This window comes from Paraburkholderia sp. MM6662-R1 (assembly GCF_050436245.1).
Taxonomy (GTDB): domain Bacteria; phylum Pseudomonadota; class Gammaproteobacteria; order Burkholderiales; family Burkholderiaceae; genus Paraburkholderia; species Paraburkholderia tuberum.
The window spans coordinates 2,079,099-2,102,757 of sequence record NZ_JBNDLV010000001.1; the positions used below are offsets into that span (position 1 = coordinate 2,079,099).

Annotated in this window: 20 protein-coding genes and 2 pseudogenes; 8 read left to right on the forward strand and 14 right to left on the reverse strand. The window is 58.8% G+C overall.

All coding sequences use genetic code 11. The features are described 5' to 3' along the window. Nucleotides 1-79 precede the first annotated feature (79 nt). From OKW39_RS09760 to OKW39_RS09780, 5 genes and pseudogenes are all read right to left on the reverse strand, one after another. Entirely contained in the window at nt 80-2,698 is a 2,619-nt protein-coding gene (locus tag OKW39_RS09760; RefSeq protein ID WP_429562536.1) for an AAA family ATPase, read from the reverse strand. Nucleotides 2,699-3,217: 519 nt separating this feature from the next. Then, complete coding sequence (locus tag OKW39_RS09765) at nt 3,218-3,850, reverse strand: class I SAM-dependent methyltransferase (RefSeq protein WP_187630453.1); 633 nt, start codon at nt 3,848-3,850, stop codon at nt 3,218-3,220. Nucleotides 3,851-4,000: 150 nt separating this feature from the next. Then, nucleotides 4,001-4,144: a hypothetical protein gene (locus tag OKW39_RS09770; protein WP_429562537.1), complete on the reverse strand. Its 144-nt coding sequence runs from the start codon at nt 4,142-4,144 to the stop codon at nt 4,001-4,003. 279 nt (nt 4,145-4,423) lie between these two features. After that, a complete protein-coding gene (locus tag OKW39_RS09775) occupies nt 4,424-5,569 on the reverse strand; it encodes a glycosyltransferase family 9 protein (RefSeq protein ID WP_429563481.1) in 1,146 nt (381 codons plus the stop codon). Between the two features lie 255 nt (nt 5,570-5,824). Beyond that, nucleotides 5,825-7,072: pseudogene (locus tag OKW39_RS09780) on the reverse strand (O-antigen ligase family protein); the annotation flags it as partial. Nucleotides 7,073-7,112: 40 nt separating this feature from the next. Between OKW39_RS09780 and OKW39_RS09785 the strand changes: the two are divergent. Both OKW39_RS09785 and OKW39_RS09790 read left to right on the forward strand, forming a co-directional pair. Next, nucleotides 7,113-7,988, forward strand: coding sequence for a lipid A biosynthesis lauroyl acyltransferase (locus OKW39_RS09785; RefSeq protein WP_429562538.1), 876 nt, complete (start codon nt 7,113-7,115; stop codon nt 7,986-7,988). A 90-nt stretch (nt 7,989-8,078) separates the two neighbouring features. Further along, a complete protein-coding gene (locus OKW39_RS09790) occupies nt 8,079-8,324 on the forward strand; it encodes a hypothetical protein (protein WP_429562539.1) in 246 nt (81 codons plus the stop codon). 7 nt (nt 8,325-8,331) lie between these two features. On the opposite strand, the pseudogene OKW39_RS09795 reads toward OKW39_RS09790, so the two are convergent. The 7 genes and pseudogenes from OKW39_RS09795 to OKW39_RS09825 form a co-directional block, all read right to left on the reverse strand. Then, nucleotides 8,332-8,532, reverse strand: a pseudogene (locus OKW39_RS09795) (IS256 family transposase); the annotation flags it as partial. A gap of 376 nt (nt 8,533-8,908) precedes the next feature. Then, nucleotides 8,909-9,943: an IS110 family transposase gene (locus OKW39_RS09800; RefSeq protein WP_429562540.1), complete on the reverse strand. Its 1,035-nt coding sequence runs from the start codon at nt 9,941-9,943 to the stop codon at nt 8,909-8,911. 183 nt (nt 9,944-10,126) lie between these two features. After that, nucleotides 10,127-10,513, reverse strand: a complete 387-nt coding sequence (locus OKW39_RS09805; RefSeq protein ID WP_429562541.1) for a nuclear transport factor 2 family protein — start codon at nt 10,511-10,513, stop codon at nt 10,127-10,129. 79 nt (nt 10,514-10,592) lie between these two features. After that, a complete protein-coding gene (locus OKW39_RS09810) occupies nt 10,593-11,537 on the reverse strand; it encodes a 3-keto-5-aminohexanoate cleavage protein (RefSeq protein WP_429334961.1) in 945 nt (314 codons plus the stop codon). A 23-nt stretch (nt 11,538-11,560) separates the two neighbouring features. Continuing rightward, complete coding sequence (locus tag OKW39_RS09815) at nt 11,561-12,430, reverse strand: fumarylacetoacetate hydrolase family protein (RefSeq protein ID WP_429562542.1); 870 nt, start codon at nt 12,428-12,430, stop codon at nt 11,561-11,563. Between the two features lie 48 nt (nt 12,431-12,478). Beyond that, on the reverse strand, nt 12,479-13,420 hold the full coding sequence (locus OKW39_RS09820; protein ID WP_429334959.1) for a VOC family protein: 942 nt from the start codon (nt 13,418-13,420) through the stop codon (nt 12,479-12,481). Further along, nucleotides 13,421-15,070, reverse strand: coding sequence for a bifunctional 3-(3-hydroxy-phenyl)propionate/3-hydroxycinnamic acid hydroxylase (locus OKW39_RS09825; protein ID WP_429562543.1), 1,650 nt, complete (start codon nt 15,068-15,070; stop codon nt 13,421-13,423). It abuts the gene before it with no gap. Between the two features lie 61 nt (nt 15,071-15,131). Between OKW39_RS09825 and OKW39_RS09830 the strand changes: the two genes are divergently transcribed. Next, entirely contained in the window at nt 15,132-15,851 is a 720-nt protein-coding gene (locus tag OKW39_RS09830) for a TetR/AcrR family transcriptional regulator (protein WP_429562544.1), read from the forward strand. Nucleotides 15,852-16,562: 711 nt separating this feature from the next. Here the strand turns inward: OKW39_RS09830 and OKW39_RS09835 are convergent. Both OKW39_RS09835 and OKW39_RS09840 read right to left on the reverse strand, forming a co-directional pair. Then, nucleotides 16,563-17,966 carry a saccharopine dehydrogenase NADP-binding domain-containing protein gene (locus OKW39_RS09835; protein WP_429562545.1) on the reverse strand — a complete coding sequence of 468 codons (1,404 nt, stop codon included), beginning with the start codon at nt 17,964-17,966 and terminating at the stop codon, nt 16,563-16,565. 44 nt (nt 17,967-18,010) lie between these two features. Next, a complete protein-coding gene (locus tag OKW39_RS09840; protein WP_184070061.1) occupies nt 18,011-18,718 on the reverse strand; it encodes a hypothetical protein in 708 nt (235 codons plus the stop codon). Nucleotides 18,719-19,685: 967 nt separating this feature from the next. Here OKW39_RS09840 and OKW39_RS09845 point away from each other — a divergent pair. The 5 genes from OKW39_RS09845 to OKW39_RS09865 all read left to right on the forward strand — a co-directional run bounded on the left by OKW39_RS09845 (nt 19,686) and on the right by OKW39_RS09865 (nt 23,615). Next, entirely contained in the window at nt 19,686-20,126 is a 441-nt protein-coding gene (locus OKW39_RS09845; RefSeq protein ID WP_429562546.1) for a hypothetical protein, read from the forward strand. A 3-nt stretch (nt 20,127-20,129) separates the two neighbouring features. Next, entirely contained in the window at nt 20,130-21,077 is a 948-nt protein-coding gene (locus tag OKW39_RS09850) for a radical SAM protein (protein ID WP_429562547.1), read from the forward strand. Next, a complete protein-coding gene (locus OKW39_RS09855; protein WP_429562548.1) occupies nt 21,053-22,405 on the forward strand; it encodes a radical SAM protein in 1,353 nt (450 codons plus the stop codon). Before OKW39_RS09850 ends, OKW39_RS09855 begins: the two co-directional genes overlap by 25 nt. A gap of 648 nt (nt 22,406-23,053) precedes the next feature. Continuing rightward, nucleotides 23,054-23,410, forward strand: a complete 357-nt coding sequence (locus OKW39_RS09860; RefSeq protein WP_429562549.1) for a hypothetical protein — start codon at nt 23,054-23,056, stop codon at nt 23,408-23,410. 37 nt (nt 23,411-23,447) lie between these two features. Then, nucleotides 23,448-23,615: a hypothetical protein gene (locus tag OKW39_RS09865; protein ID WP_429562550.1), complete on the forward strand. Its 168-nt coding sequence runs from the start codon at nt 23,448-23,450 to the stop codon at nt 23,613-23,615. The last annotated feature ends 44 nt before the right edge of the window (nt 23,616-23,659 follow it).

The window sequence follows — 23,659 nt, forward strand, 5'->3', positions numbered from 1 at the left end:
TTTAACCACTACGAACTGTGCCCCGGTTCAACTCCTAAGCGCGGCCGTGCGCCGAATTTCTTATGTGCCCATTGAGGAATCAGCGCCCCTGCTGCAATTGAATTAAGCCAGCATCAAGCGCTGCGGTCGCACCGACAATTCGTCGTACGGCCGCTCGGTCGAACTCATTGTCACGTTGTGCATCGTGCGTCCCACTGTTGAGGTAACCCCATTCGATCGATCCACCGTTAATCCCCAAAAGGTCATCAAGCGCCGCGACCACTGCGGGTATCGCTGGATGCGGATTAGGGAGGCGCGCCAAAGCCCCACGCAACTTCATGCACTTGTTGTTGAGTTCCCACTTCGCTCTGGGCCCGGCGAGCTTGAGCTCCAGCCGGCTCCCCAACCATGTCCACAGACGATCGGTCAGGCTTTCGATGGCAGGTCTCGAATGGCGCAGGGCGTCCCGTTTTTCGTCGGCGGCAAGGGAAGCCTGCGCAAGCAGGACGTAGTTCTTCGTGGGCGGGTCAGCGTCGACGCGCAGGTGGTGTTCGCCTTCATGAGGAAGAAACTTGTAGACCTTGATCATCTGCGCCCGCTGTGCGCCCAACTCCTGCTGGATACGGTGTAGAAACTCCTCCGCGTGCGAAGTCAGAATAACTTGCTTGCCGTCAAGCAGATTGTCTTCAAAGAAGGTTCGCCAGATTCCATTTCGGTGTTCGTCGTCGATGGCGTTCACTACGTCATCGAAGATCACCACTGGGCAACTTTGCTCGATGTTCTTCGCAAGCAATATTGCCAATCCCAAGCATTTGATATGCCCCTCGCTGAGGATGACCAGCGCGTCATAACGAACCCCAGGCTCGGCTGTGAACTCGATCTCGATCTTGCCGTTCTCCGCGAGCGGAAGCCACAGGGCATGAAGCAGATCGGCCGGTGGATCATCCCGATTGAACGAGTTGTACAGATCCCGACCTCGCTGCCCTAGCCCCTGCAGCAGGAGCGCTGGCAATCCGTCTAGATACTGCTTTAGGGCCGCAAGGAATCCGTCGTAACTGTCCTTGATCACCCGGTGATGGGCAATCACATTGGCCTCAGCGGCCACTTCGGCCACCAGTTCGCGATTCGCCACTTCGAACTGCGCGACTTCGCCTTGCGCTTGAAGCACGGCTTCCAGGCTGGTCGCGCGAATGGTTCTGCAGCGCTCTATGTCGGAACGGTATCCGTCGAGACGGTCACGCTCTTGGGCCAGTTCATGGCGTTGAGCCAGAACTCGTTGATTTTCAGCATCCCGTTGCTCAATGGAGGCGACCAGGCCGAGCAAGGTCCGCCAGCCTTGTTGATTGTTTTCCACCCACGGCTGAAGCCACTGTCCAGCTGACACGGGCGGCAGCACTGGCAAATTGGCAGCTCTGAGTTCTTCGGGACTAACGACCGCGACTGCGCGAATGGCCCCAGACATGGACATGAGCAGATTTTGAAGTGCGCCGTTCAGCGCTTGGCTATGCTGTTCTTCCTGACGCTGGATGGCCGCGAGCTCGGCGAGCTGCTGCAGGCCGGCCCGAGCCCGGTCGAACGGGTTCTGGGCAACCTGACCGAGATCGGTTCCGCACGCAGGGCACGACGTCGCACCGTTACTCAACTGCAGCACAGCGTTATAAAGCTGCGTATACGAGACATCCCCGGCGCGAGCGGCCAATTGATCTCTCGCGTTTCCCAGAAGCGCATCGATGCGATATGTCTCTGCAAGCAGGGCGGCCAGATTTGCCTGGGTAATGCCATGGATCTGTGGCGGCGCCGCGTTGAGCAATCCTTGAACATAAGGCAACTGTCCCTGCGTCTGGGCGTTTCCGAACAACCAGTCGCAGACTTCGGCGAACGATTTGCCCGTCCATATACGTTCAGCCAGTGCCAATTCGTCGCGGTCCAGTTGCGCAAGCTTTTCTGGGTTCGCCCTGATGAGCTGCTCAGATGCGGCCAACTGGGTACGGCGTCCTGCTAGCATCAAACCCTTCAGGCCAGACAGGTTGAGGTTCTCGTCAAGGTCTGGATTGAAGCCTCTGACGAACTCGCTGAATTGATCCACCCCGAACAGGGTGGCAATCAGTTGGCGCTGGTCACCCGGAGTTCGTGCGGCTATTCGAGCAAAGTCGTCGAGACGGTTCTTTTCGATGAAACAGAATCGGTACGCATCTTCGTTGGACGCCACCACGGCCAGGTCCGCTTCGCCCGCTCGAGATGTCAGGACCGGTATTGCATGCCGGCGAAGTCGTGCGTTGTTGCAGTAGACGCGATGATCCACGCGCTTGATCTTTGCCTCGCTGATAAAGCCCAGCATCGCCGTTTCCAGCGCCTCGCAAAAGCTGCTCTTTCCCGTGCCGTTGGCGCCATAGACCAGCGTTATGTCTCGGCTGAGGTCGAAGGTTTCCTCGCGCATGAAGCCGCGAAACGGTCCCACGCGAAGTTCATGCAGACGTCCCATGAGTTGCTCGTGCGCATCAGGCAACGCCTCCGGCTGGATCTCAGTCGCAGTCGTAAGCAGATGGTTGACGGCGATGGGTGCCAGCCGCACTGAGCGGGCGCGTCGTGTTGCGCCCACTTCCGCAAGATGGTCGAGGTTGGCGAGCACTAGATTCGCCATTCGCCGCACATTTTCCGATGCTGGCGATATTGCCAGCGATGCGAGAAACCTCTGATACTCAGCCAGAATGGAGGCCATACACGGTCCTTAACGAATTCTTATGTCCGCAGATTTACATATATATGGTGTAAATCCGCCTTGACCGACTCTTTGGAAGAGTGAGTAGATTCCGCGGTCGCCTGAGCATCTGTACACGGACGAGGGCAATAATGAAATTTACCATTGCGAGTCGGCGTTGCGGCCTCAATCGGCAGGCCCGAATTAAAAATCGGCCATTCGTTGAATTGGTCGCGAACGACTTTGGCCGACGACTCGGCGTTCACCCTTGCGAGTTGAATGGCCGCTTACAAACTGGAACCGACGTCTGAACGTCGCGACAACTGAGGCGGAGAATGGCTGCTCATGGCCGCCCTCTGCCTGCCGCGGTCGACGACAGGCGTCCCCGCTTCTGCCGATTGTCTGAGATCCACGACTGGCCGTATCTCTGCGCGATGGACACTGTTGCAAATCGGCTGCTTTGCGCTGCATCAGAGCGGCTTGAACGCAAGCATCTGCCAAGCCCAGCGCGGCCATACTGTGGAACAGCCCCTTGGCGTTTCAGGCAACCGGCTTGCGCCACACGCTGGCTAGCCACGGCTGCCGCTCACGCGGCAAGCCGGCGGGCCGGTAATAGTGCTCAATTTCGACGAAGCCTGCGTCCGCCATATATCGGCGCCATGCTTCGAAATCATGGAAGACGCCGTAGCGGCCGTGGCTCCAGCCTTCCTGATTCGTGCCGCGCGGGTTGGAGCTGAACAGCACGCCGCCGGGCTTCAGCGTCGCGTGCAATTGCCGCAACACGCGCGGCAACGCCTGACTCGGGACATGGAACAGCGCGGCGTTGGCGAAAATGCCGTCAAAGTGCGCGGCCGGCAAATCGAGATGCAGGAAATCCTGCTGCCAGACGTCGCAGCCAGTCGCGTCACGCGCCATCGCAACGAAGCGCTCGGCGCCATCGAGGCCGACCGCGCAATGGCCGAGTGTAGTGAAGGCCTTGAGATCTCGCCCCGGCCCGCAGCCGAAATCCAGGATCGTAAGAGGCGGCTCGACTTCGATATGGTGCAGCAGCGCCGCGATGTTCTGCGTGACGTCGTGGTCGTACGTGCCGTTGCGGAAATCTTCCGCGTGCGCGTCGTAGTGCTGCAACGTGACGGCACTGATTTTATCGAGGTCGCGGGGGTCGAGTTCCATGCGGGAAGTATATCTCGGGGCATTTCCCGCACGACTACGTCGTACTTCCGGTGTCATCAGTCGTGGTCGGTTGCGTGCCGAACAGGATGAACAACGCGATTCCGTGTGCGCAACTGATTCCTCTCGGGTTTCCGAGGAAAGCGCACGGTATCAGGCGAACGGCTGGAGATGGCGGCGTACCTTGCCGATCGTCGTGCGATCGACCCGTGCGTGCCACGAGCGGCAGCACGCGACCCACTGCGGCCCTTCGGGTCGGCTCTCCATCAATGGCTGTTCCCAAAGTACAACCGTCATTCGTGCGGCCATGTCGGCCGGCAAATTCACGGGGCGGACACTCGTGAATCGTCGCAGAACCGGAGCAGCAACGTCCGCTGTCGCAACTTTCGTTGTTTTTACGGATTATTCAAGGCCCATATTATTACTACACAGGCGCATAGCGTTGTCGCAAAGCGCGCTGGCCACGAGCATGCAGTTGAATAGTCTTCGCTTGAACTGCTATGCCGTCGAAGTGTATTTATTTTATCTGCATCTCATTGTAAGTCCGGCCCTTCAGACAACGTCCACAGGGCGCGTCTATCGGCTGATGTCGACGATCTTAGCCTGTGTCGGCGCTTGAATACCAAGCAGTTGCGCAGCGACAGGAATCACGCGGCTTGCCCGCAGGCCGGTCAGACAATCGCTTGTGCTTTCCTTGTGCCGGCCGCACCCTTCCTGCCGGCACGGAACGCATTCGCTCTCCCCCTGCAACAGGTACACGTTGCCGCGCAGGCCTGAGCCACGTCGAGCCCATGGCGCCTTACCCACCGGCCAGTTCCATGGCCACGGGCCCCAGCGAACCGGGTCGCCTGGGCCGAACAGCGCGATCGTCAACGTGCCGCATGCGGCCGCAACGTGCGTGGTACCCGTATCGGGACCAATGAAGAGCTTCGCGCGCCGGATCATTTCCGCCGTTTCGCCGAACGTCAGCTCACCGACAAGATTCAGGACCGGCTCGCCAGCCGCCACGACCACCTGCGCGGCATACGTGCGCTCGGCCTGCGCCGGTCCTCCGCTCAGCGCGACGGCAAAGCCATGCGCGCGCAGCCAGCGGATCGTTGCGGCCCAGCCATCGACGGTCCATTGCTTATACCCGTACTTGGGGCACAGATGCAGCACGACCATGGGCTGCCCCGGCTTCGCGCCGGGCGGCGCATTGAGCCGCGCCTCGAACCGGGCTCTGCGCCCGGGATCGGGACCGATGCCCGGTGCGACCACCTCCGCACGCGGCGTCACACCCACCAGCAGCGCCAGTTCCAGGGTGTTCGACACCACGTGTGCCTGCAGTTGCCAGTCGAGCGCAATACGGTGAAGCATGAGGCGAGCAAACCACTTCACACGATCGGCATTGACGAGCCCGATCCGTTTGCGACCGGCAAGCCACGTATAAATCAGTGCGCGATCGGAGTCGGTGGCTGCGCAGGCCAGATCGTAACGCCGCCAGATCCCCGCCGCGTCGGCAATTCGCTCACGCAGCGGGACGCGCTGAGCGACAGTAATGACGCGGCGCAGGTCCGGGTTGTGCTCAAGTACCCCCTCTGTACCCCGAAACACGATCATGTCTATCATGGCTTCGGGCCATTGCGTCTTCATCGACCGGATAAGCGGTGTCACCATCAACACATCGCCTATGCGACGTGGGCAGGCCACGAGAATTGTTCGCGGAGGCCGTTCCAGCTTCAGCGCACGTGAGTTGTCGACTTCCCCGATTTCCCGCTTGCGCGCCTCGATGCACGCAAGCAGTGTTGCTACATTCAGCGCGAAAAAGGCTGCGCTCATCACGAGCGTCAACGCGTCGATCGTCAACCCGAAGATGATCGTACTGCCAACCACGGCGAGTCCCAGATACGATGCGGTAGCGATTTCGCCGTCCGCGCTGAGCCGGTTCCGCCAGAACGGTGTAAAGGTCCCGACGTACAGAAGCAGCAGTGCGGCCACGCCCACCGTTCCCATTTGGGAAAGCGTCGAAAAGAACTCGCTATGTGCGCCCGCGTTGACGATCGCCCGCGGCGCCTCGCCGCGTTGGGCAAGCTCGTTCAGCGCCTCCTCCAGACGGCCGCGCCCCACGCCAAACGCCGGATGGCGCGAGTACAGGAGCGCGGACGCGCGCCACAATTGAAGGCGCAGCCCAAGCGAAGTATCGATCTTGCCTTGCTGCATTGCCTTGATGTCGGACACGGTCGCGTCGACCCGCTGGCGAACCATGCTGGTGGATCCGAGTGCCACGAAAAACGCCACGATCGCACAGCTCAATGTAATGCGTGCCCGCCTGCGGGCTAGCCAGTGCCGGCCGCCGACGGTTGTCCATACGAGCAGCGCCACCGCAATCCAGCCCCCGCGCGAGCCCGACAGATATGACGCATATCCGCCGAGCAGAAACGCCGCAATCTTGATCGCCACCTCAGTTATGCGTGCGCGCCTGCCTCGCGTAATCGACACAATCGACAGGAAGCCGAGCAGCAATGCTGTGTCGCCGAAAGGGATCGGGTTGGTAAATGAATTGCCGAGACGACCGGGGATGACCCAGACGGCTGGATGAAATTGCGCGTAGATGGCCCACGTACCGACGCCCAGTGCGCCCGCCACAAATCCCCACTGCACGAGGCGGAGTTGCCGGTACGCCAGCGACCCCAGATAGAAAAAACTCGGGACGACGAGAGCCAGCCGCAGGAATGGATCCAATGCCGGGAACGTGCTGCTTCGAAAAACCGCTATCTGGAACAGCACGACCGCCGGCATGCCGATCAGACCCAGCACGAAGAGCCGGTGCTCGCGAAACAGCGCCGCCGCGCAACGCCGATGCCCGGCTTTGCCAAGGTAGGCCAGAGCGAGCGCGAAAATAACGAAAAAGCAGTAGCCGGTGCCCCCTCTTATCGACAGCATTACAGCCGGCGACAAGACGACAGCCAAGGTAGCGACACAGCCTGATAGTTGGTTGGCACGCATCATGTCGGAACCTGAAGTCTGGCGAGGAGTAGCAGCCCAAGCCGATTGTGCCATGCGCACCGTCCATATTGAATGGAGAAGCGAATGGCACTGGCCGAGCCCCCGGAAATTCGAAATCGTTCGACCGGCCCGCTCCGACGCGTTAGGCTTGAGCTTCCGTGACCGACCGACTTCAGCCGCTCGGCGCGAGATTGTGGCAAAGGCCGCTTTCAAGTGTCCGTTGTCAGCGCATGACAACATTCCCGCCTGGCGCAACCATCCACTACACGCAGGAAAGATCGTGGCACGACTCGGTTACTTCCTCGTCGTAATGCTGTTGCGAGCATTCTCTGTGCTTCCGTACCCTTTGGTCGCGAGGCTTGGCAGCGCGCTTGGTGCAGCTTTGTATGCGCTTCCAGGTCGCCGCAAACATGTTGTATTTGTCAATCTACGCCTTTGCTTTCCAGAAAAGACCGACCGCGAGCACCACGATCTTGCCAAAGAACATTTCCAGCAGGTTATCCGCAGCTATCTCGAACGAGGCATTCAATGGTTCGGTAGTGCAAAAACGATAAAGAATATTGTCCAGATCGAAAGCAGGATTGATCTCGAAGACAGGGATGCGCCACCTACCATCTTTATGGGGTTCCACTTCGTGGGCATCGAGATCGGATGCATGCTGTACTCGATGCAGCTACCTGTCGCAGCACTGTACACACGCATGTCGAACACGCGCCTCTGCGACCTTGCAAGGCGACAGCGCGGCAGGTTTGGCGCGGATATGATCGAACGTTCGACGAGCGCCAGAAAGATCGTGGGAATACTTCGTTCTGGCAAACCAGTCATGCTCGCAGCGGACATGGATCACGGTATCAACAACTCTGTTTTTGTCCCATTCTTCGGCGTTCCCGCCTGCACGCTGACATCCGTCTCGCGGCTTGCAAGACTGGGCCATGCGCGCGTTGTGCCGTTCGTGACGGAGGTGCTGCCGAATTTCAAAGGATATAAATTGACCATCTTCGAGCCGCTCTGCGATTTCCCATCAGGGAGTGACACGGACGATGCGCGGAGAATGAACGCGTTTCTTGAGGCTCAGATTTTGCGATTTCCGGAACAGTATTACTGGGTGCATCGACGCTTCAAACACCGCCCACCCGGCGTTCCAGCCGTCTACTAAAATACTGGGTGGCCGGCGTGTCCTTCCACTACCGGTGAACACCCTGATTTGCCGACGAGGCGACAACCGCCGCGGAAGCACGACGGTCCGTTGTCTCGGGCGAAGCCGCTGCTCGCCCTTCGGGGGGCGTTGAGAACCGAGGTCCATGCTTTCCTGGTCACGGCGCAGGACGCGCTGAACGAACTGGCGCCAGCAGAGGTATTGGCCGGCGCTCCGTTCGAGACACGCGCGTCCCTGCATGCGAGTCAGCAAAGGCTCCTGCAACTGCCCTCGAACGAGCGGCAGCGCAAGGTCCTTGCGTTGATCAACGGACCGGGAACAGCCATGGCCGCATGAACGGCTAGCCGTTGCGCACAACTGCCCGTCGGCCCTCGATCGACTTCACATTCGAATACTGCTCGAGCATCGCCGCCAGTTCCGCCTCGATTGCCTGCTGGATGATTCGTCGCGCCCCTTGCTGGATCAGATCGTCCAGACCCGGCGCCCCCTTGATTTCCGCGTCCGTCGTTTGACCGCTCTTCGTTTCCTGAGTATGTTTCGCGATGGTGGTGGAGTTCGATTGGGAAAGTGTTACCGTGGAAAGCAACATTCTCCTTCAATCGCCACCGCCTTCTCCTGCCTCCCGCCTACGCCGCGTACACCATGCATGGACGCCCCCGGCTTGCCAAGCTCTCGTTTGTAACGGAGGGCAGGTAATGATTGCGGCCATGCATCCGGACTTCGCTGTCCGGCGCGAGGCCGGCGGTCCCTGATGGAATGCGCTGGCCGGACTCTCATCACTTTCGCGTACTCTTGCGCACACTGGTGTACCCAGAGTTTCCCGGCCACGGTCTGACCTGTCTCGCCATCACGTCATGATCGCCTGAGCAATCGGCTGTAGTCTCCTGCTGGTAGTTACGCGGCAAGCATGCGGCTGACAGTTACGCCGTCGCTGCAGGCGCATGGTAATCAGGGTGAAACTCGCGGCCGTGGACCAATAGCGCCCAGACGATCCGCGCGTTCTTGTTCGCGAGCGCGACGGCGGCGACGTTCGCGTTTCGCCGCTGCAGCAGGCTAGTCAGCCAGCCGCTCTTGCATTCCTTGCGTTTGGCAACCTGCAGAAGGGAGCGCGCGCCGTGGATCAGCAATGTTCGCAGGTAGGTATCACCGCGCTTGCTGATGCCCAGCAGCACGTTCTTGCCACCGCTGGAGTTCTGTCGGGGTACCAGACCGAGCCACGCTGCAAGTTGCCGGGCGTTCCTGAAGCTCTTTGCGTCGCCGACAGATGCGACGAGCGCGCTCGCGGTAAGTGGCCCGATGCCGGGGACGCGCGCGAGCCGTCGACTCGTTTCGTCACTGCGGTGCCAGGCCTGAATCTGCGCCTCGAACTCCCGGACCTGCCTGTCAAGCTCCTTCAGATGGTCCATGAGGCGCTGGATGAGCAATCGAAACGAGCCAGTGAGTTCGTTCTCTGCATCTTCGATCAGTTCGGGTACCTGACGCCCGAGATGCCCGATTCCCTTGGGAACAACGATCCCGAATTCGGCGAGCAGGCCGCGGATCTGGTTGGCCTGCGCGGTGCGGGCGCGCACAAAACCCTGGCGCACGCGATGCAACGACAGCACCGATTGCTGCTCGATGCTCTTGACCGGCACGAAACGCATGTTCGGCCGCGCGACTGCCTCGCAGATTGCCTCGGCATCCGCCGCGTCATTCTTGTTCGTCTTGACGTACGGTTTGACAAACTGCGGTGCAATCAGTCGGACCGTATGGCCCATGGCCTGCAGCTTGCGGGCCCAATAGTGCGCGCTGGCGCACGCTTCCATCCCGATCACGCAGGCCGGGAGGTTGGCGAAGAACTCCGCAACGTGATTCCGCTTGAGCACTTTCTTCAGCACCGTTCGACCATGCTCATTTACACCATGGACGGCAAAAACGTTCTTCGCCAGATCGATGCCAACTGTCGTAATCTTCATGATGGGCGCTCCCCTCGGTCAGGTGGTTGCTTCGACACATCCACTTTGGCACATTGATGCCGCTTCGGGTGGGGGCGTCCATCCCATTACTTTCAACGATAGCTCCCTGAATATTCGCGGTGATGTTTGCTGGGGATTCCTATGTTTGTATAATTGAAGAATTCTTTCTGACGTGAACGATTTTCAGCGTCGGCCGGCGTCTGCTTCCGAATGAAACCCCTGAATGACGCTTAGACGCCACGTGCCGTTCGTCCTCATCCAGACGGCTTCGTACTGGCTCGCAACCGCTATCGTCCCGCTTGCGATGCGCACGCTCGCCGTCATGGAGCCGCACACCAGCGCGAAGCGTTCACCCGTCTGAATCTCGCTCAAGTCGAACTTCACTGCTTCGTAACGCATCGCGCCGCTCGTGAGCTTGTCGAGGTAGCTTTCGCGGCTGTCGCGCGCGCCTGTCGAATGGATATAGACGAGGCCTTCTTCGAACAGATCGCGCAGCGTGGCCGCGTCGCCCGCCAGCATTGCGGCGCATCGCGCTTCTTCGAGTTGATGAATGATGTCTGCGTTCGCCATGATTCATCGATATGTCCTTTTTGCCCGATTGCGCGCGACGGTGCGCCAGTCGCAATGCCGTCGCGCGCCGATGCTTACCTTACTGGCTGATTGCGTCCAGACGCGTCTTGTCGCGACCCTTGAGGCCGAGCATTTCGCGTGCTTCCGCGGGAGTCGCGATTTCCAGACCAAGGCGCGTGAGAATGTCGCGAATCAATTCGACCTGCTGGGCGTTCGAGGTGGCGAGCTTGCCCGGACCGATCATGAGGGAATCCTCAAGGCCGACACGTACGTTGCCACCCATCAGCGCGGCCTGCGTAATCAGCGGCATCTGATGTTTGCCGGCGCCGAGCACTGACCACTGATAGTTGTCGCCGAACAGCTTGTCCGCAATGCGCTTCATGTGCACGAGATTCTCGGGATCCGCGCCAATGCCACCCAGAATGCCCAGCACGAACTGCAGGAAGATCGGACCTTTGACGAGCCCGCGATCGACGAAGTGCTTCAGGTTGTAGAGATGCCCCACGTCGTAGCACTCGAATTCGAAGCGCGTGCCGTGCGCATCACCCAGCCGCTCGAATACTTCTTCGATATCCGCGAACGTATTGCGGAAAATCGCACGCCGCGTGCTTTCGATAAAGTCATTTTCCCACGAGTATTTGAACTCTTTCAGCTTGTCGAGAACCGGGAAGATCCCGAAGTTCAGCGAACCCATGTTGCAGGACGCCATCTCGGCCGAAATGTCGAGCGCGCCGGCGAGGCGTTCGTCCAGCGTCATATTGACCGCGCCGCCCGTGGTGAGGTTGATCACCGCGTCGGTTGCCGCGTGAATGCGCGGCAGGAATTGACGATACACCGACGGGTCGAACGCCGGGCGTCCGTCTTCGGCATGACGCGCGTGGAGATGCAGAATGGACGCGCCTGCCTCTGCCGCGGCAATGGCTTCGCGTGCGATGTCGTCGGGCGTCACCGGCAGATGCGGCGACATGCTCGGCGTATGAATCGATCCCGTGATTGCACAGGTAATGATGACTTTACGTGCCAAGTATTTTTTCTCCGTTGAGTCGATCAGACCGGCTCGGCCACGACGACGTTTTCAATGTGTCCGATGCCCTCGATCTCCACGCGCAGCACGTCGCCGATATTGAGGAAACGCGGCGGCGTGGCTGCGCCACCCACGCCCGACGGCGTGCCCGTCGCGATCACGTCGCCCGGTTCGAGCGTCATGACGGTCGAGAGATAAGCGATCTGCTGCCAGACGTTGTAGATCATCTCGCCGGTGCGAACTTCCTGACGGCATTCGCCGTTCACGAGCATGCGCATTTGCAGCGCGTGCGGATCGGCGATTTCATCCGGCGTCACGAGCCACGGACCAAACGGGCCGTGCGTGTTGAACGACTTGCCGAGCATCATCGTCGGCGAGCGCATCTGCCAGTCGCGTACCGAAACGTCGTTGCACACGACATAACCGGCGACGACCGACGCGGCCTCGGCTTCCGACACGTGACGGCAGCGGCGGCCGATGACGACGCCCAGTTCCGCTTCATAGTCGAGCTTGTCCGATACCTTCGGCATTTGCACGGGGTCGAACGGGCCGTTCACGCACGAGACCTGCTTGTTGAACCAGACCTGGCTGTCCGGCACCTGGATGCCTGCCGCTTTCGCTTCCTCGACATGGCGGCGATAGTTCATGCCGATCGCGAGGAACTTCGACGGGTTCGGCACCGGCGCGTCGAGTCGCACGTCCGAAAGCGGGTACGTGACGGCGTCCTCGATGCGCACGTTCCTGACGTATTGCATGAGCGCGGGGCCGCCCTGCAGCAGTTCCAGCATGGTGCGGGGCAATCTGCCGTCGCTGGCGGGCAGATCGATAACCTGCTGGCCTTCTACCTTACCGATCGATTGATATCCGCGGCATTGAAAAGTGACGAGTTTCATTGAAGTCCTGCTAAAGAGTGTTGAATGGTGACGGGTGCGCTCTGCGCGTCAGACACCGTGTTCCGAATTGGCGAAGAAGATCGCGGGCAGATCGGGACCCCACAGGTACATGCCATCCTCCGGCGCGTGATCTTCCGCGACCCAGTCCACCGAAGCGGGGATGAAATCCATCGTCGCGCTGTACTCGCAAAAGCTGCCCCACGGGTCCAGTACGTAGTAGAAGTAGTTGGAGCCGAGCACGTGACGGCCCACGCCCCAGCCTTCGCTGTAACCGGCGGCGGCCATCTGCATGTAGCCGAGACCGACTTCCTCGACGGTCGGGACATCCCAGCTCAGGTGATGCAGCGCCGGGCCCGAACTCATTGCGAAGGCGAACAGGTGATGGTCGCCGCCGTGCGGCGCGTGGATGAACGCAACGCCGTCGCCGGAGCGGTCCGAGAGGCGCAGGCCGAGCACGCGCTCGCAGAAATCGATCTGCGCGGGGACGTTCGGTGTCGCGAACGCAATGTGCGAGAGCCGCGTAGGCTCTATGCGCTTCGTGCTGCGACGGTAGGGCGCGCAACGCACGCCGTTGACGGGCAGCGCCGGGCTCGCGTGGCTCGCTTCGTCGAGCGTCGTCTTGGCGCCGGGGCGGATCTGCAACGCGACGCCGTCGGGATTGCGAATCCAGAAACCCTCGGCGTCAGCGCCTTCGGGCGGCGCGATGATCTCAACGCCGACCACGACTGCACGCGCGCGCAGCGCGTCGAGTTCGTCCTCGAAGCAGTGTAGCGTGAGCCAGTCGATCTTCTTGCGCGGCCCTTCCTTAATGCGGCCCCACACATGCGACGATCCAAACGTGCGGATCAGCAGACCCTTGTGGCCTTCCGATTGGACGTCGAGCCCAAAGGCTGTATAGAAGCGCCGTGCATCGTCGAGTGACGGCACGCTCATGCTGAAGGCGCCGATCGAATGAATGCCGAGGCGGTCGCGCCTGCGTTCTTGGGTCATTTAGGTCTCTTGGCCTTGTGGGGTGGTTTCAGTGTCGGGTTGCATCGCATACCGCCAGGCGTCGACGAGCGCATCGAGTTCGCCAGTCGTGCGGGCCGCGCCATAGCTGTAGAAGTCCGGACGTGCGATCACCGCCGCCACGCCGAGTTGCGCGAAGTAGTCGGCATACGCACCGTTGATGTCGACGAAGCCGCCTTCGCCGAAATGCGTGACGATCACGCCGCGCTCATCCAGCGCCTGCCGGTTAGTCAAGCTAAGCGCATCGAGCACGGATTTATTCGTCGCAATCAAGGCGAAGCCAACGCCGAACACATCGTCGAACAGGCCGCGCCGGCCGTTGATCTCGACGAGGCCTTGCGGCGTCAGGCAGCCGCTGCCCGGTGTTTCCGCTTCATACAATCCCGCGCCGAGACGCGGTCGCGGCGCCTCGGGCGGCCGGAAGCCCGGTGTCGCCTGCGCGGACAGCATCTGGAGGTCGCGTGCGGCGGCCGCGTCGGGATTGGTGATGCAGATCACCTTGCCCAGTTCGATCGAGAAGTTGATGATCTCGCGCACGTGGTTCGATCGCTCGGGACCATAGCTGTCGAGCAGCGCGTCGCTGCCTTTGCCCGCGAGAATCGCGTCGAGCCGCCATGCAAGCGCCGCCGCGTCGCGCAGACCGCTGCACATGCCTTGCCCCGCGAACGGCGGCATCAGATGCGCGGCATCGCCCGCCAGCAAGACCTTGCCCGCACGCCATTGCTTCGCCCAGCGTCCGCGGAACGTATAAACCGCATGGCGCTCCAGAACCGCGTTGCCGGGCGTGACGTTCCAGCGGGCGAGCAGGTCCCACGAAACCGAGTCCAGGTTCATCTGCTCCGCGGTTTCGCCGGGCAACAGCATGAACTCCCAGCGACGGCGGCCGGGACCACCTGGCACGATGGTCGTCGGCCGCGCCGGATCGCACAGTTGCCAGGTTTTCGGCATCCACTCGCGCGGCGCAAGCGGTTTGACGTCGACCACCAGCCAGTCGAACGCGAAACCGAGATCTTCGAACTCGAGGCCGAGCGCGTTGCGCACCATCGAGTTCGCGCCGTCCGCGCCAATCACATAGCGTGCGCGGATCGTGTCCTTCTCGCCGCCGGCAACCCACTTGCCGTCCACCAGCCTTCCCGCCTCGATATCGACGCGCACGCCGTCGGCTTTTTCGACGAGCGCGTTAGCCGACCAGCCCTGACGCACCGTGACATTCGGCAGTGCCTTGACATGTCCGTCGAGGACGCGCTCGAGCTCCGGCTGCGCGAACAGCGTCGATGCAGGCCAGCCACTCAGGCCCGTGCCGCCCCAGTCGAAATCCATCAGAACTTCGTTGCTTGCGTTGCGCCACTGGTAGCGGTCTGTAACCTCCGCGATGCGGTTGATATCATCTATGACCCCGGCCGCCTGGAAGAGCCGGGCGATTTCGTGGTCGTAATGGACGGCGCGCGGCAGCGGATAGAGGTCGGGCCAACGCTCGACCACGCTCACGCTGCGCCCCGCGCGTCCGAGCATCAGCGCAAGTAGCTGACTCGTCGGGCCATAGCCGATAATTGCAACATCGACGATCCTGTCTGCCACCATTTTTCTCCTGAGTCGGGCATCGTCACAAACTGACGATATCGTACAATTCATACTCTATTGTCATGTTGACCAACTCATTCATGCAATGGGGGAAACCCCGGGTACCGCGCTAATGACCAGGCATTCGAAAAGCGACAACCAGGGCCTCGTCCTCGCGAACGAGGACCACCGCGTACGGACCGGCGCCGTGCGACGGGAATCCACGCGCCGTAAACTGTTGAGCGCGGCCGTCGAAGTTTTTGCGGCCAAGGGGCCCGACGCGGCGTCGATCGACGACTTCCTCGCGGCAGCGGGCGTCGCACGCGGCACGTTCTACAACTACTTCAAGACGACCTCCGAACTGCTCGACGCAGTCACGTCGGAGTTGAGCGACGAGGTCATTGCCCGCATCGAGGTGTGTGTGGGCGCGATCGACAATCCCATCGAGCGGGTGTTGACAGGCTGCCTGCTCTATACGCAGGTGGCGATCAAGCATCCAGCGTGGGGGGCGTTTATTACGAGGACGGGCATCCGTGGCGGGGCCAGCGGACGGTTGACGGACGTATATCTTCCGCGTGACCTCGCAAGAGCACGGGAGCAAGGCATCGCCCAGTTCACCAACGTCCGTGCTGCGAGGGACCTTTTGATCGGCGCGATCCATCAGAGCGTCGAGACGGTTTTGTCGGGCGCGGCGTCCGCCGAACACCCGCGCGAGGTCATGCAGTTGGCACTCGCGGCGCTTCGCGTGGCACGCCCGACTATCAGGCAGCTCAATGAAAAACCGCTACCGGAAATTGAAGTGCCAGATGGACTGAAATCGCTGGAGGCGAGCTCCAAGGCTCACGCCGGGTGACGTCGCTGCGCTCGGCCTGCTTCGCGCCGGTTCCATCCGAAGAGCGAAGCCCGGGGATGTCAAGGAATGTGGATTTTGAACCGGTGCGCTGAGGCCGAAACTGGTTGTCAGCTTGATTCATTTCATTTCTTAAGTTCCTCGGGGTGGCTGCGTTTCGCATCCATACCGAAAGGCTGACCGTTTTCTGGCCGCATATAGATTGCGTAGCGGATAGGCGCTGCGAAGGCTCGGCGTCGGAAACGGCTCGGGAGAGTGAGTTCGCTGTTGCACGAAGCTGCCATCGGGTTGCTCGATGGCACCACCGTCGGCAATCCGCCGCATTGCTGACGCACCGCCCAGACCGTCCCAATGTCGGCAATGGCCGACAAGCGCGCGTTGGGGATCGGGCGGGTTTCGGAGTGGACCGGTCGTTCGAACGACCACCGCATGGCTCAGGCGAGCGGCAGAAAGTGGCCGGTCACTGCCTCATGCAATCTGCATACGAGGCCTGAGCCATCGGAAGGCTGCGATCGGCAGCAAGCGACCCGTTGCTGCCCTTCAGAGAGCTTCTGCGAATGTCCCAACCTGCGGAAAAAGCGGCCGTTCACCTCCCGACTACGCAACACGCCCGGCGGAGCCTCGGCAACCCATATTGCCCTGGAGATCGGTGGCCGGAAGCCAGCATGTCGCCGGCACCGCTGATTGACGAGCCGGCAGGTAGTTTTTGAGAGGTCAAAGTAGGAAGCAGTCGAACTGGTAGGGATCCCCTTTGCCGTCCGCGCAAGGCGTCCAGTCAGTCATTACTCCGCCCACCTTGCCTAAGTATGGGCCTGCGATGTTGAGAATAAAGTCGTGTGCTAGATTCCCCGGGTCGACCAGACCTGCGCGCGGATGACTATGTACCCATAGCAGTCCCGCTAGCACGCCCGCCGCGACCTGAAGGCTAGTAGCACTGTTGTTTGGAGCTAGCCTGCGGGCCTCTTCCAGAGATAGCAGAGATCCATACCAGTAGCCGCCGAAACGCGGGCTAAGCAACAAGACGCCCAATTCGTCCTGTCCGCTGACGAGACCAGCTTTCAGCAAGCGCTGCCGAGCCTGCGGTTGCCAGTCGCGCGCAGCCAACTCCAGGAGTGACTGCTCCGTATCGTCGCACGGCCGGTAAGCGTAGCAGACTGTAGGCCTATAGATAAGCTGACCATCGCAGTGGATGCTCAGGTAGTCACTCATCGCTACCGCATCGAACAAACTTATCAGGAAAGCGTTGCCAGCGCCGTCGGCCGGAGTCCAACTGCGAATACGGGTTGCCGCACCTCGCTTCTGCAAATAGATTGAACTTCGGCAGCCTTGCAGGTGCGCGCCCGCTCCGGGCGGGAGCAGCGTTTCGTGACTGCCCCATCCAATTTCAGCCGGCTGACAGCTCTCGGCAAGAAACCCGTCCACGGACCATGTGTTGACGAATTCATCAGTCTGCTTGGGTTGCGCATCCACCTGACTATCGCGCTCCGCGACGTGGATCACCCGGACGTCAAGCTCATATGCCAGTGATGCCCACTGTTCCCGCGTTTTTGGCCAGGCCGCAGGCATGCCCGACGGCAGGCCGCATATGGCGGCTAGATCCAGCAATGCGTGCTTGAGGAAGTGAAAAGACAATCCGGGATTGGCGCCATGAGCAAGCAGTGCCGTCGACCCCCAATCGTCGCGCTCCTTCAAGGCGAGAGTCGCTTCGCGCAAGACATAGTTTGTTCGTTCGGCCAGTGGAAGGTTGGTATCGAGTAGATGCCCCTGCCAGGGTTCGATACAGGTATCCAGGTAATGGACGCCACGAGGCTGACACCACTGAAGTAAGGCTAAGCTCGACACATTAACGGCCAAGTTCAGCAGCACATCACCGCGTTTGAGGTAGCGCGCCAGGAAAAGCTGGAAATTATCCGCCGCAAGGCGCGCGCTTATGAACTCGCACCCCGCTGCGTTGGCCTGCTCGCTTCCTTCATCGCTTGCCGACGCAACGAGTACCCTTGCCAACGAAAGATCAAAATGTCTAAACAGTAGTGGCAGCAGTCCTTGTCCCACGCTGCCAAAGCCCAAGAGCATCAACGTATTATCGAATTTTGCGAGATGGCCGTTGTCTTGCATCATTTTTAATTATTTAATTGTGCAACATTTGCTGCGGAGCAGTCCCATCATAGATGTTCCGACTTCCGAGGAAGCGCGGAACGTTGCTTTTTTATTAATTCTTCCTGGGATCTACCTACAGGTCTAAATATTTCAAAGAGACCCGGTTCGTACCATGAAGCACGCTCCGCAAAATAAACACACAGGAACGGGCTTCGGCCAAAAAAGTCCGAAATATATTCATTCCACTCTTTCCATGACGGAGTTCCATCGCCCAGAAGACGTTCGTGCTCTTGTATTGAAGAAAAGAAATCGAGTATATATTCCGTGAAAGAAGTAATTTTCTCTATATCCTCGCTAGAATCCACGACTGCGTTGTCGTAGAAATACTTGCGAAGGTGCGGATGATCGATGAACAGGTGACCGAGATCGAATACTCGCTGTGTGATGTTTATGTAGTGCCCCAGGTTCATCTCTTTCCCATGAAGCGTAGCGGATTGTTCAAGGCTTAGCATCATGTCTCTGTGGCTTACCTCAAGGGCCTGTTTATGTCGGTCGTTTGCTTGCTGGAGTTCCGTGGAATGAAGCTTGGCGGATTGTTCAAGGGCCTCTCGATGCCGGTCGTTGGCTTGCCGGAGTTCTTCCATGTTGTGCGCAAGCTCTGCTTTGGATTTCTTCGCGGCGGTTTTTGCCGAGACAAATGCGAAAACGGCCGAGACGCTTGCGGCTATGGCGCTTAGGTATGCTGCAACTGTTCCGATAGGAGAGTCACTCATTGCAATACCTCACTCGCTGTATCTCGCATATTTTGTCTCGCCATCACAGTGATTGAATGCGGGATAGGCCACATACAAGAGAAGCTTGTAGGGCGTCGCTATGAATTTCGCCGTGGTACTTGTCGTCGCCCAGAGGCCAGCGTGACGCGTCGAGACGCGAACCCCGCGTGACGCCGACTAGCGCTGGATCGAACCGCCGTCGGCGTTCAGTTCATGCGCTGCATAGCGGAACGACGGGGGTTTGCGAGTGGCGGAAACGGGGCCGCTGTGATCAGTCGGATTTCTCGAAGGCCAACATCCACGGTCTACGAGATTCGCGGCGGCCCAACGGCCGCAACGGCGAACACTCCGGCCGTTCGCGCAAGAATGCGGCTGCCTCTTCCTGGCCGAGGGTGTGTCAAAACTCGAAACTGCCAGGTTTTCGAGTGTCGCTTTACCCCTCCCCACGTGCCGCGAAGCCGATACAGCGCGTTCTGGTGGGTCGACTTTCGCACTCGACTACGAAGCAGCACGTTTTGACACACCCTCGGCCGGGCGCTGCCCTTCGGGCGGTCGGCCGCACCCGACCCGTAGCTGTCGTTTGAGGTCCGATGCCTCAGTGACTTATTTGCTAAAAGCTGCCTTTCGCCAGATCGCCTCTGCGTTAGAGACAAGAACTCTCGAAACGTTGTTATGTATGCGGTTACATCTAAATATAAAATTCTCAGAACCTTTGTTTTAGTCTGCTAACGTTTTGAAGGTTTCACCGAGTCGCATATTCTCAACCCTCGGCGGTCGTCGAGCTTGCACGGCACTGCATCATTTCAATCCGTCCTTTTATTAGCTAGAAAAAATAGGTAATCTTGTCGGAAGTCTCCACCCTGCCGACGCACGAGGTTTGAATGGAAATCAAAACGCGGGCTTCACGATCCGTAAATTTTGGCGATCCACATCACTAAAGAATCTGACAACCAAAGGAACAGGCGTCATGAAAATCAACGGCTACTTAGTGAATGCAAACCTCGTGAAGGCGGACATCGGTACGATGAGTCTTGTCTATCTTCCGGAAAGGCAAGTGTTCCTCGTATTAAATAAAACCGCCGGGATGCTGCTGACAATCCTTGAGCAGGGACGGTCTAAAAACAGCCTAATTAACGCACTATCTACGCTGTACCCCAGCGTCGAGGAACGCGTGATCGAACGAACCGCCGAGGTTTTTCTTCACCTCGTGGTCGACAACGGAATTGCCGTGCTCGTTGAGCGCGGCAAGGCACCTTCGGAAAAGATCAAGCTACCCGCGCCCGCGGGGGAGCTTGAGATGCCGATCATCAGTGCATACGAGAAGAAATGGATTATCCAAAACCATCCGGACGCGGTATACGATATAGCGTTTAGCGATACCTGGTCGCCAGCCGCAGGAGGGGTGTGAGGAATGCTGCGCCAATCTGCCTACCCGGAGGTTGTGCCCGAGATCCATTCGCTCTATCTCCTGCTGACGAATCGGTGCAACCTGACTTGCAAGCATTGCTGTGTTTGGAGTAGTCCTAAAGGACATCACGGGCTAAGGCGTGAAGAAGCTCAGGAGATATTGAACGATGTGGTACGTCTATACGGTCCGATTAGATTAGTTTTGGGCGGTGGAGAGCCACTTATGAGGCCCGGGGACGCTCTCGCGATCCTCCGTCATTCGACTGACCTCGGAATGCAGTCGCTTCTTCTTACCAACGCAATGCTGATCAATGACGGAATTGGCCGGAACCTCGCTGGCATAGAAGGCCTGCGCATTCGGGTCAGCGTCGACGGGACTACGCGAGAACGGCATGATTTCATTCGTGGAATTGGCAGCTTCGAAAGAACTGTGAGCGGAATCAAGCGACTCGTGGACTTTGGCTATGACTCGCGAAAGCTTGAGGTCGGCTGTACGATCTATCCGGGGTGGGAGGACGAAATGGAGAACATTCTTCGTTTCTGCGACGAGTTGGGAATAACGATCATAAAGCTGAAAGCGCTATCAAAGCTAGGAAGGGCTACAGAATTTTGGACGAATATACCGACGACGAAGCCCGACGAAGATACTCAGCTCTACCGCAACAAGCTGCATTCTGGGATATATGAGCGGCACAAGGGCCAATGGAAGATTGAAGAGTTGAACGATATTTCTTTTGGTGAGTTGAATGTGTATTACGACGGAAACGTCTATGCGTACTCTTTTATGGGAGATGAAGATAGACGGAATGCCTACCTCGGAAATCTTCTCGATATGCCATTGGAAGAGGTTATGAACCGCACAGCAATCTCAAGATCTCTCGTTACGAAATTTTTAAAATATGCGAGCGGCCCCGCGAGAAGTCTGAAATGCCTGAATATAACTCGGCTATGAACGACGTCAACGGAATTCATGCATCTACCATTTTGCGGACACTTTACGAACTTATACTTCGCACAGACGGTTCAGAGGATAACGCCGCAAGGCACTTAATCAGATCGACCATTAAACGGCACCATCGTGCCGAGCTCAAAGCTTTCGCAAGGATCTTCCAAACCGGAAACAAAGTTTTTCAAAGAGATGCCCTGTCGACCATCCGCGCCGTTCTCATCAAGCCGGTTAACGACGCTTGCAACCTTCGGTGTACTTACTGCTACGAGGGCGAAGAAGGGACGCGAAGCATGGGAAAAAGTATGACTGATTCGGGAATGGAGAGAGTAATTGTCGAGATACTTGCTTCTCCTCGCCGCGACATCCAGTTCTTATGGCATGGTGGAGAGCCTCTCCTCGCGGGCCTCGACTTTTACAGGCGCGCGATTGAGGTGCAGCGGGCGAACAATCCCTTCAACACCGAGATCTACAACGCAATCCAAACCAACGGCACGCTTCTAAGCCAGGAGTGGATTGATTTCTTCCGTCAGAATAACTTTGGGATAAGCCTCAGCATTGACGGATCCAAGTCCCTGCACGACGCAAGCCGCATCGACCCGCGCGCGAAAGGTACTCATTCGAGCGTCATTGCTGCGGTCAAGCTTCTACAAAAGAATGCCATCGCCTTCAACGTAATCTCCGTCGTTGGACCTGGGCACGCGGGGCGAGACCGTGACTACTGGAGTTTTATTCGCGAGCAGGGGATCACAAGTTTCGACCTTCACCCATCAAACGGGACCGGAACCTCCGGGCCGAAAGCCGTCAGTCCCAAGGTATTCTCTGACTTCGTCAACGCCGTTTTCGACCATTGGTTGGCCGAGGGTGATTCGACGGTCAGAATCGGTCTGATAGACGACTTCTTCCGATTGCTGTCCGGCAATCCGCCTCAGACCTGCTATCACGCGGGCGGATGCTCTGACATCATTGCAGTCGAGGGGAACGGCCGAGTCATTCCCTGCACAAGACCATTTGACGGATCTCAGTACACGTTTGGAAATACCGATGACGCGAGCCTACTCGACATCGTCGCTTCGGAGAGGTTTAAGTCATTTCGGGAGCGTGACATCGCTTCTCAACTTGGTTCTATCGGATGCCGGTGGTATGAGATCTGCCATAACGGGTGTCCTCAGCAGAGAACAACCGCGGGGCAGCAGGACGTTGGCGGCCAGGGCTATTATTGCCAATGTCGGACGGGTGTTCAGGGCGGGTACTTTGAGATCTGGGAACACGCATACGGTCGAGTACAGGACTTGTTTTCACGCGGGGCGACTTCTGAATTGGCAAAGGACTAACCCGCAGACGCTCCGAGAATATGTTCTTCCCGAGGATCGACATCTGCGCGCGCAATCAATGACGCCAAACAAGAGCGGTCATTTGGATGACCGCTTCACAAGTCTTAGTCGCCGTTATCGACGCCGGAACTGAAGGTCGGCTCTTGGCCGACTGCTGCCCGACGCGGTCGGCTGAACCCGACCCGGAGCGGACGCTAAACCGGCCACTCGGAGCCCTGCTCAGCTATCAAATCAAGCCAAATGTTGGAGGACGAGCCAACGAGCGAAAGCCAATTCGCCACTTCTTCTCTGTCAAAGTCACCCTTAGCGCCTTCTGCCGGGGCAACGCCGCCTGCAACCGCGCACTCCAATGCCCGTCGTTAGTTATTTCGGGCCCCTACATTTCTTTCCTTCCCACCGCGGTATCCGAGGAGGCAGAATCCGCCAGCCACGGTCTTTATAAGACATATGTCCCCGCTATCATCCTGCGACCATTAGCAAACGATCCACTGCCGCCACTGCAGAAAACGCGACCTCGGCGGCTGTCTGCGCATGTGGTCCCGACCGCATGCTTCAATGCTGCCTCGAATATTGATGGCAAATGTGGTTTCGCCATCAGTCTTACGTCCCCATTTTTGAAACAATAGAAAATGCGATAAGGGAGGGGATATGACACGCGTAAGCAAAGCCATCTTATTTTTCGCCGTCGCAATTGGACTCGGAACCGCGATAGTGCCGACGGCGACCGACTACCTCGAGTGCCAAATACGTGGCAACCGCTTGCGTGCCGAGATCGACCAGGTGTACGCAGGTAAGTTAAAGGTCGAGCAGATGTCGGAAGACGCGTTTGCCGCGCTCGATAGGGAACTCAGAACAAAAGTGCGGCAACCAGATTGTGGACCGGGTAAAGACATCACCAACTTTGGCGCGCTCGGGGTCTCTTTCTTCTTAATTGTCTTCGTCGGCAGCCACATCGGCTGGCTGATCGGACGTGCTTACAAAAAAGCAATGCAAAAGCTTGCCTAGGGATGGTTGGCGGCGAAAATAAATCAGGGGACTACAAATGAAAAAAACTGCAATCATCGTAGGCGGCTTTATCGGGAGCGGCCTAGTCATCAAGTGGCTACACGACGCAGTGTACCTTGACCGCGGGACCCTGCAGTTCATCGGGGCGTGGTGGATTGTGGGGATGGGCGTCTTGATCTGGAAGGTCTGCGGCAGCGACGATTGATGACCGCGAGCTTGATGCGCGAGGGTCTAGTATCTGGTTACAAC

What these genes read in the sequence shown, in the direction of transcription:
- OKW39_RS09760 (WP_429562536.1), bottom strand. Translation starts at nt 2,698, where the DNA reads ATGGCCTCCATTCTGGCTGAGTATCAGAGGTTTCTCGCATCGCTGGCA.
- OKW39_RS09765 (WP_187630453.1), bottom strand. Translation starts at nt 3,850, where the DNA reads ATGGAACTCGACCCCCGCGACCTCGATAAAATCAGTGCCGTCACGTTG.
- OKW39_RS09770 (WP_429562537.1), bottom strand. Translation starts at nt 4,144, where the DNA reads ATGACGGTTGTACTTTGGGAACAGCCATTGATGGAGAGCCGACCCGAA.
- OKW39_RS09800 (WP_429562540.1), bottom strand. Translation starts at nt 9,943, where the DNA reads ATGAAGATTACGACAGTTGGCATCGATCTGGCGAAGAACGTTTTTGCC.
- OKW39_RS09805 (WP_429562541.1), bottom strand. Translation starts at nt 10,513, where the DNA reads ATGGCGAACGCAGACATCATTCATCAACTCGAAGAAGCGCGATGCGCC.
- OKW39_RS09815 (WP_429562542.1), bottom strand. Translation starts at nt 12,430, where the DNA reads ATGAAACTCGTCACTTTTCAATGCCGCGGATATCAATCGATCGGTAAG.
- OKW39_RS09820 (WP_429334959.1), bottom strand. Translation starts at nt 13,420, where the DNA reads ATGACCCAAGAACGCAGGCGCGACCGCCTCGGCATTCATTCGATCGGC.
- OKW39_RS09825 (WP_429562543.1), bottom strand. Translation starts at nt 15,070, where the DNA reads ATGAATTGTACGATATCGTCAGTTTGTGACGATGCCCGACTCAGGAGA.
- OKW39_RS09830 (WP_429562544.1), top strand. Translation starts at nt 15,132, where the DNA reads ATGACCAGGCATTCGAAAAGCGACAACCAGGGCCTCGTCCTCGCGAAC.
- OKW39_RS09835 (WP_429562545.1), bottom strand. Translation starts at nt 17,966, where the DNA reads ATGATGCAAGACAACGGCCATCTCGCAAAATTCGATAATACGTTGATG.
- OKW39_RS09840 (WP_184070061.1), bottom strand. Translation starts at nt 18,718, where the DNA reads ATGAGTGACTCTCCTATCGGAACAGTTGCAGCATACCTAAGCGCCATA.
- OKW39_RS09845 (WP_429562546.1), top strand. Translation starts at nt 19,686, where the DNA reads ATGAAAATCAACGGCTACTTAGTGAATGCAAACCTCGTGAAGGCGGAC.
- OKW39_RS09850 (WP_429562547.1), top strand. Translation starts at nt 20,130, where the DNA reads ATGCTGCGCCAATCTGCCTACCCGGAGGTTGTGCCCGAGATCCATTCG.
- OKW39_RS09855 (WP_429562548.1), top strand. Translation starts at nt 21,053, where the DNA reads ATGCCTGAATATAACTCGGCTATGAACGACGTCAACGGAATTCATGCA.
- OKW39_RS09860 (WP_429562549.1), top strand. Translation starts at nt 23,054, where the DNA reads ATGACACGCGTAAGCAAAGCCATCTTATTTTTCGCCGTCGCAATTGGA.
- OKW39_RS09865 (WP_429562550.1), top strand. Translation starts at nt 23,448, where the DNA reads ATGAAAAAAACTGCAATCATCGTAGGCGGCTTTATCGGGAGCGGCCTA.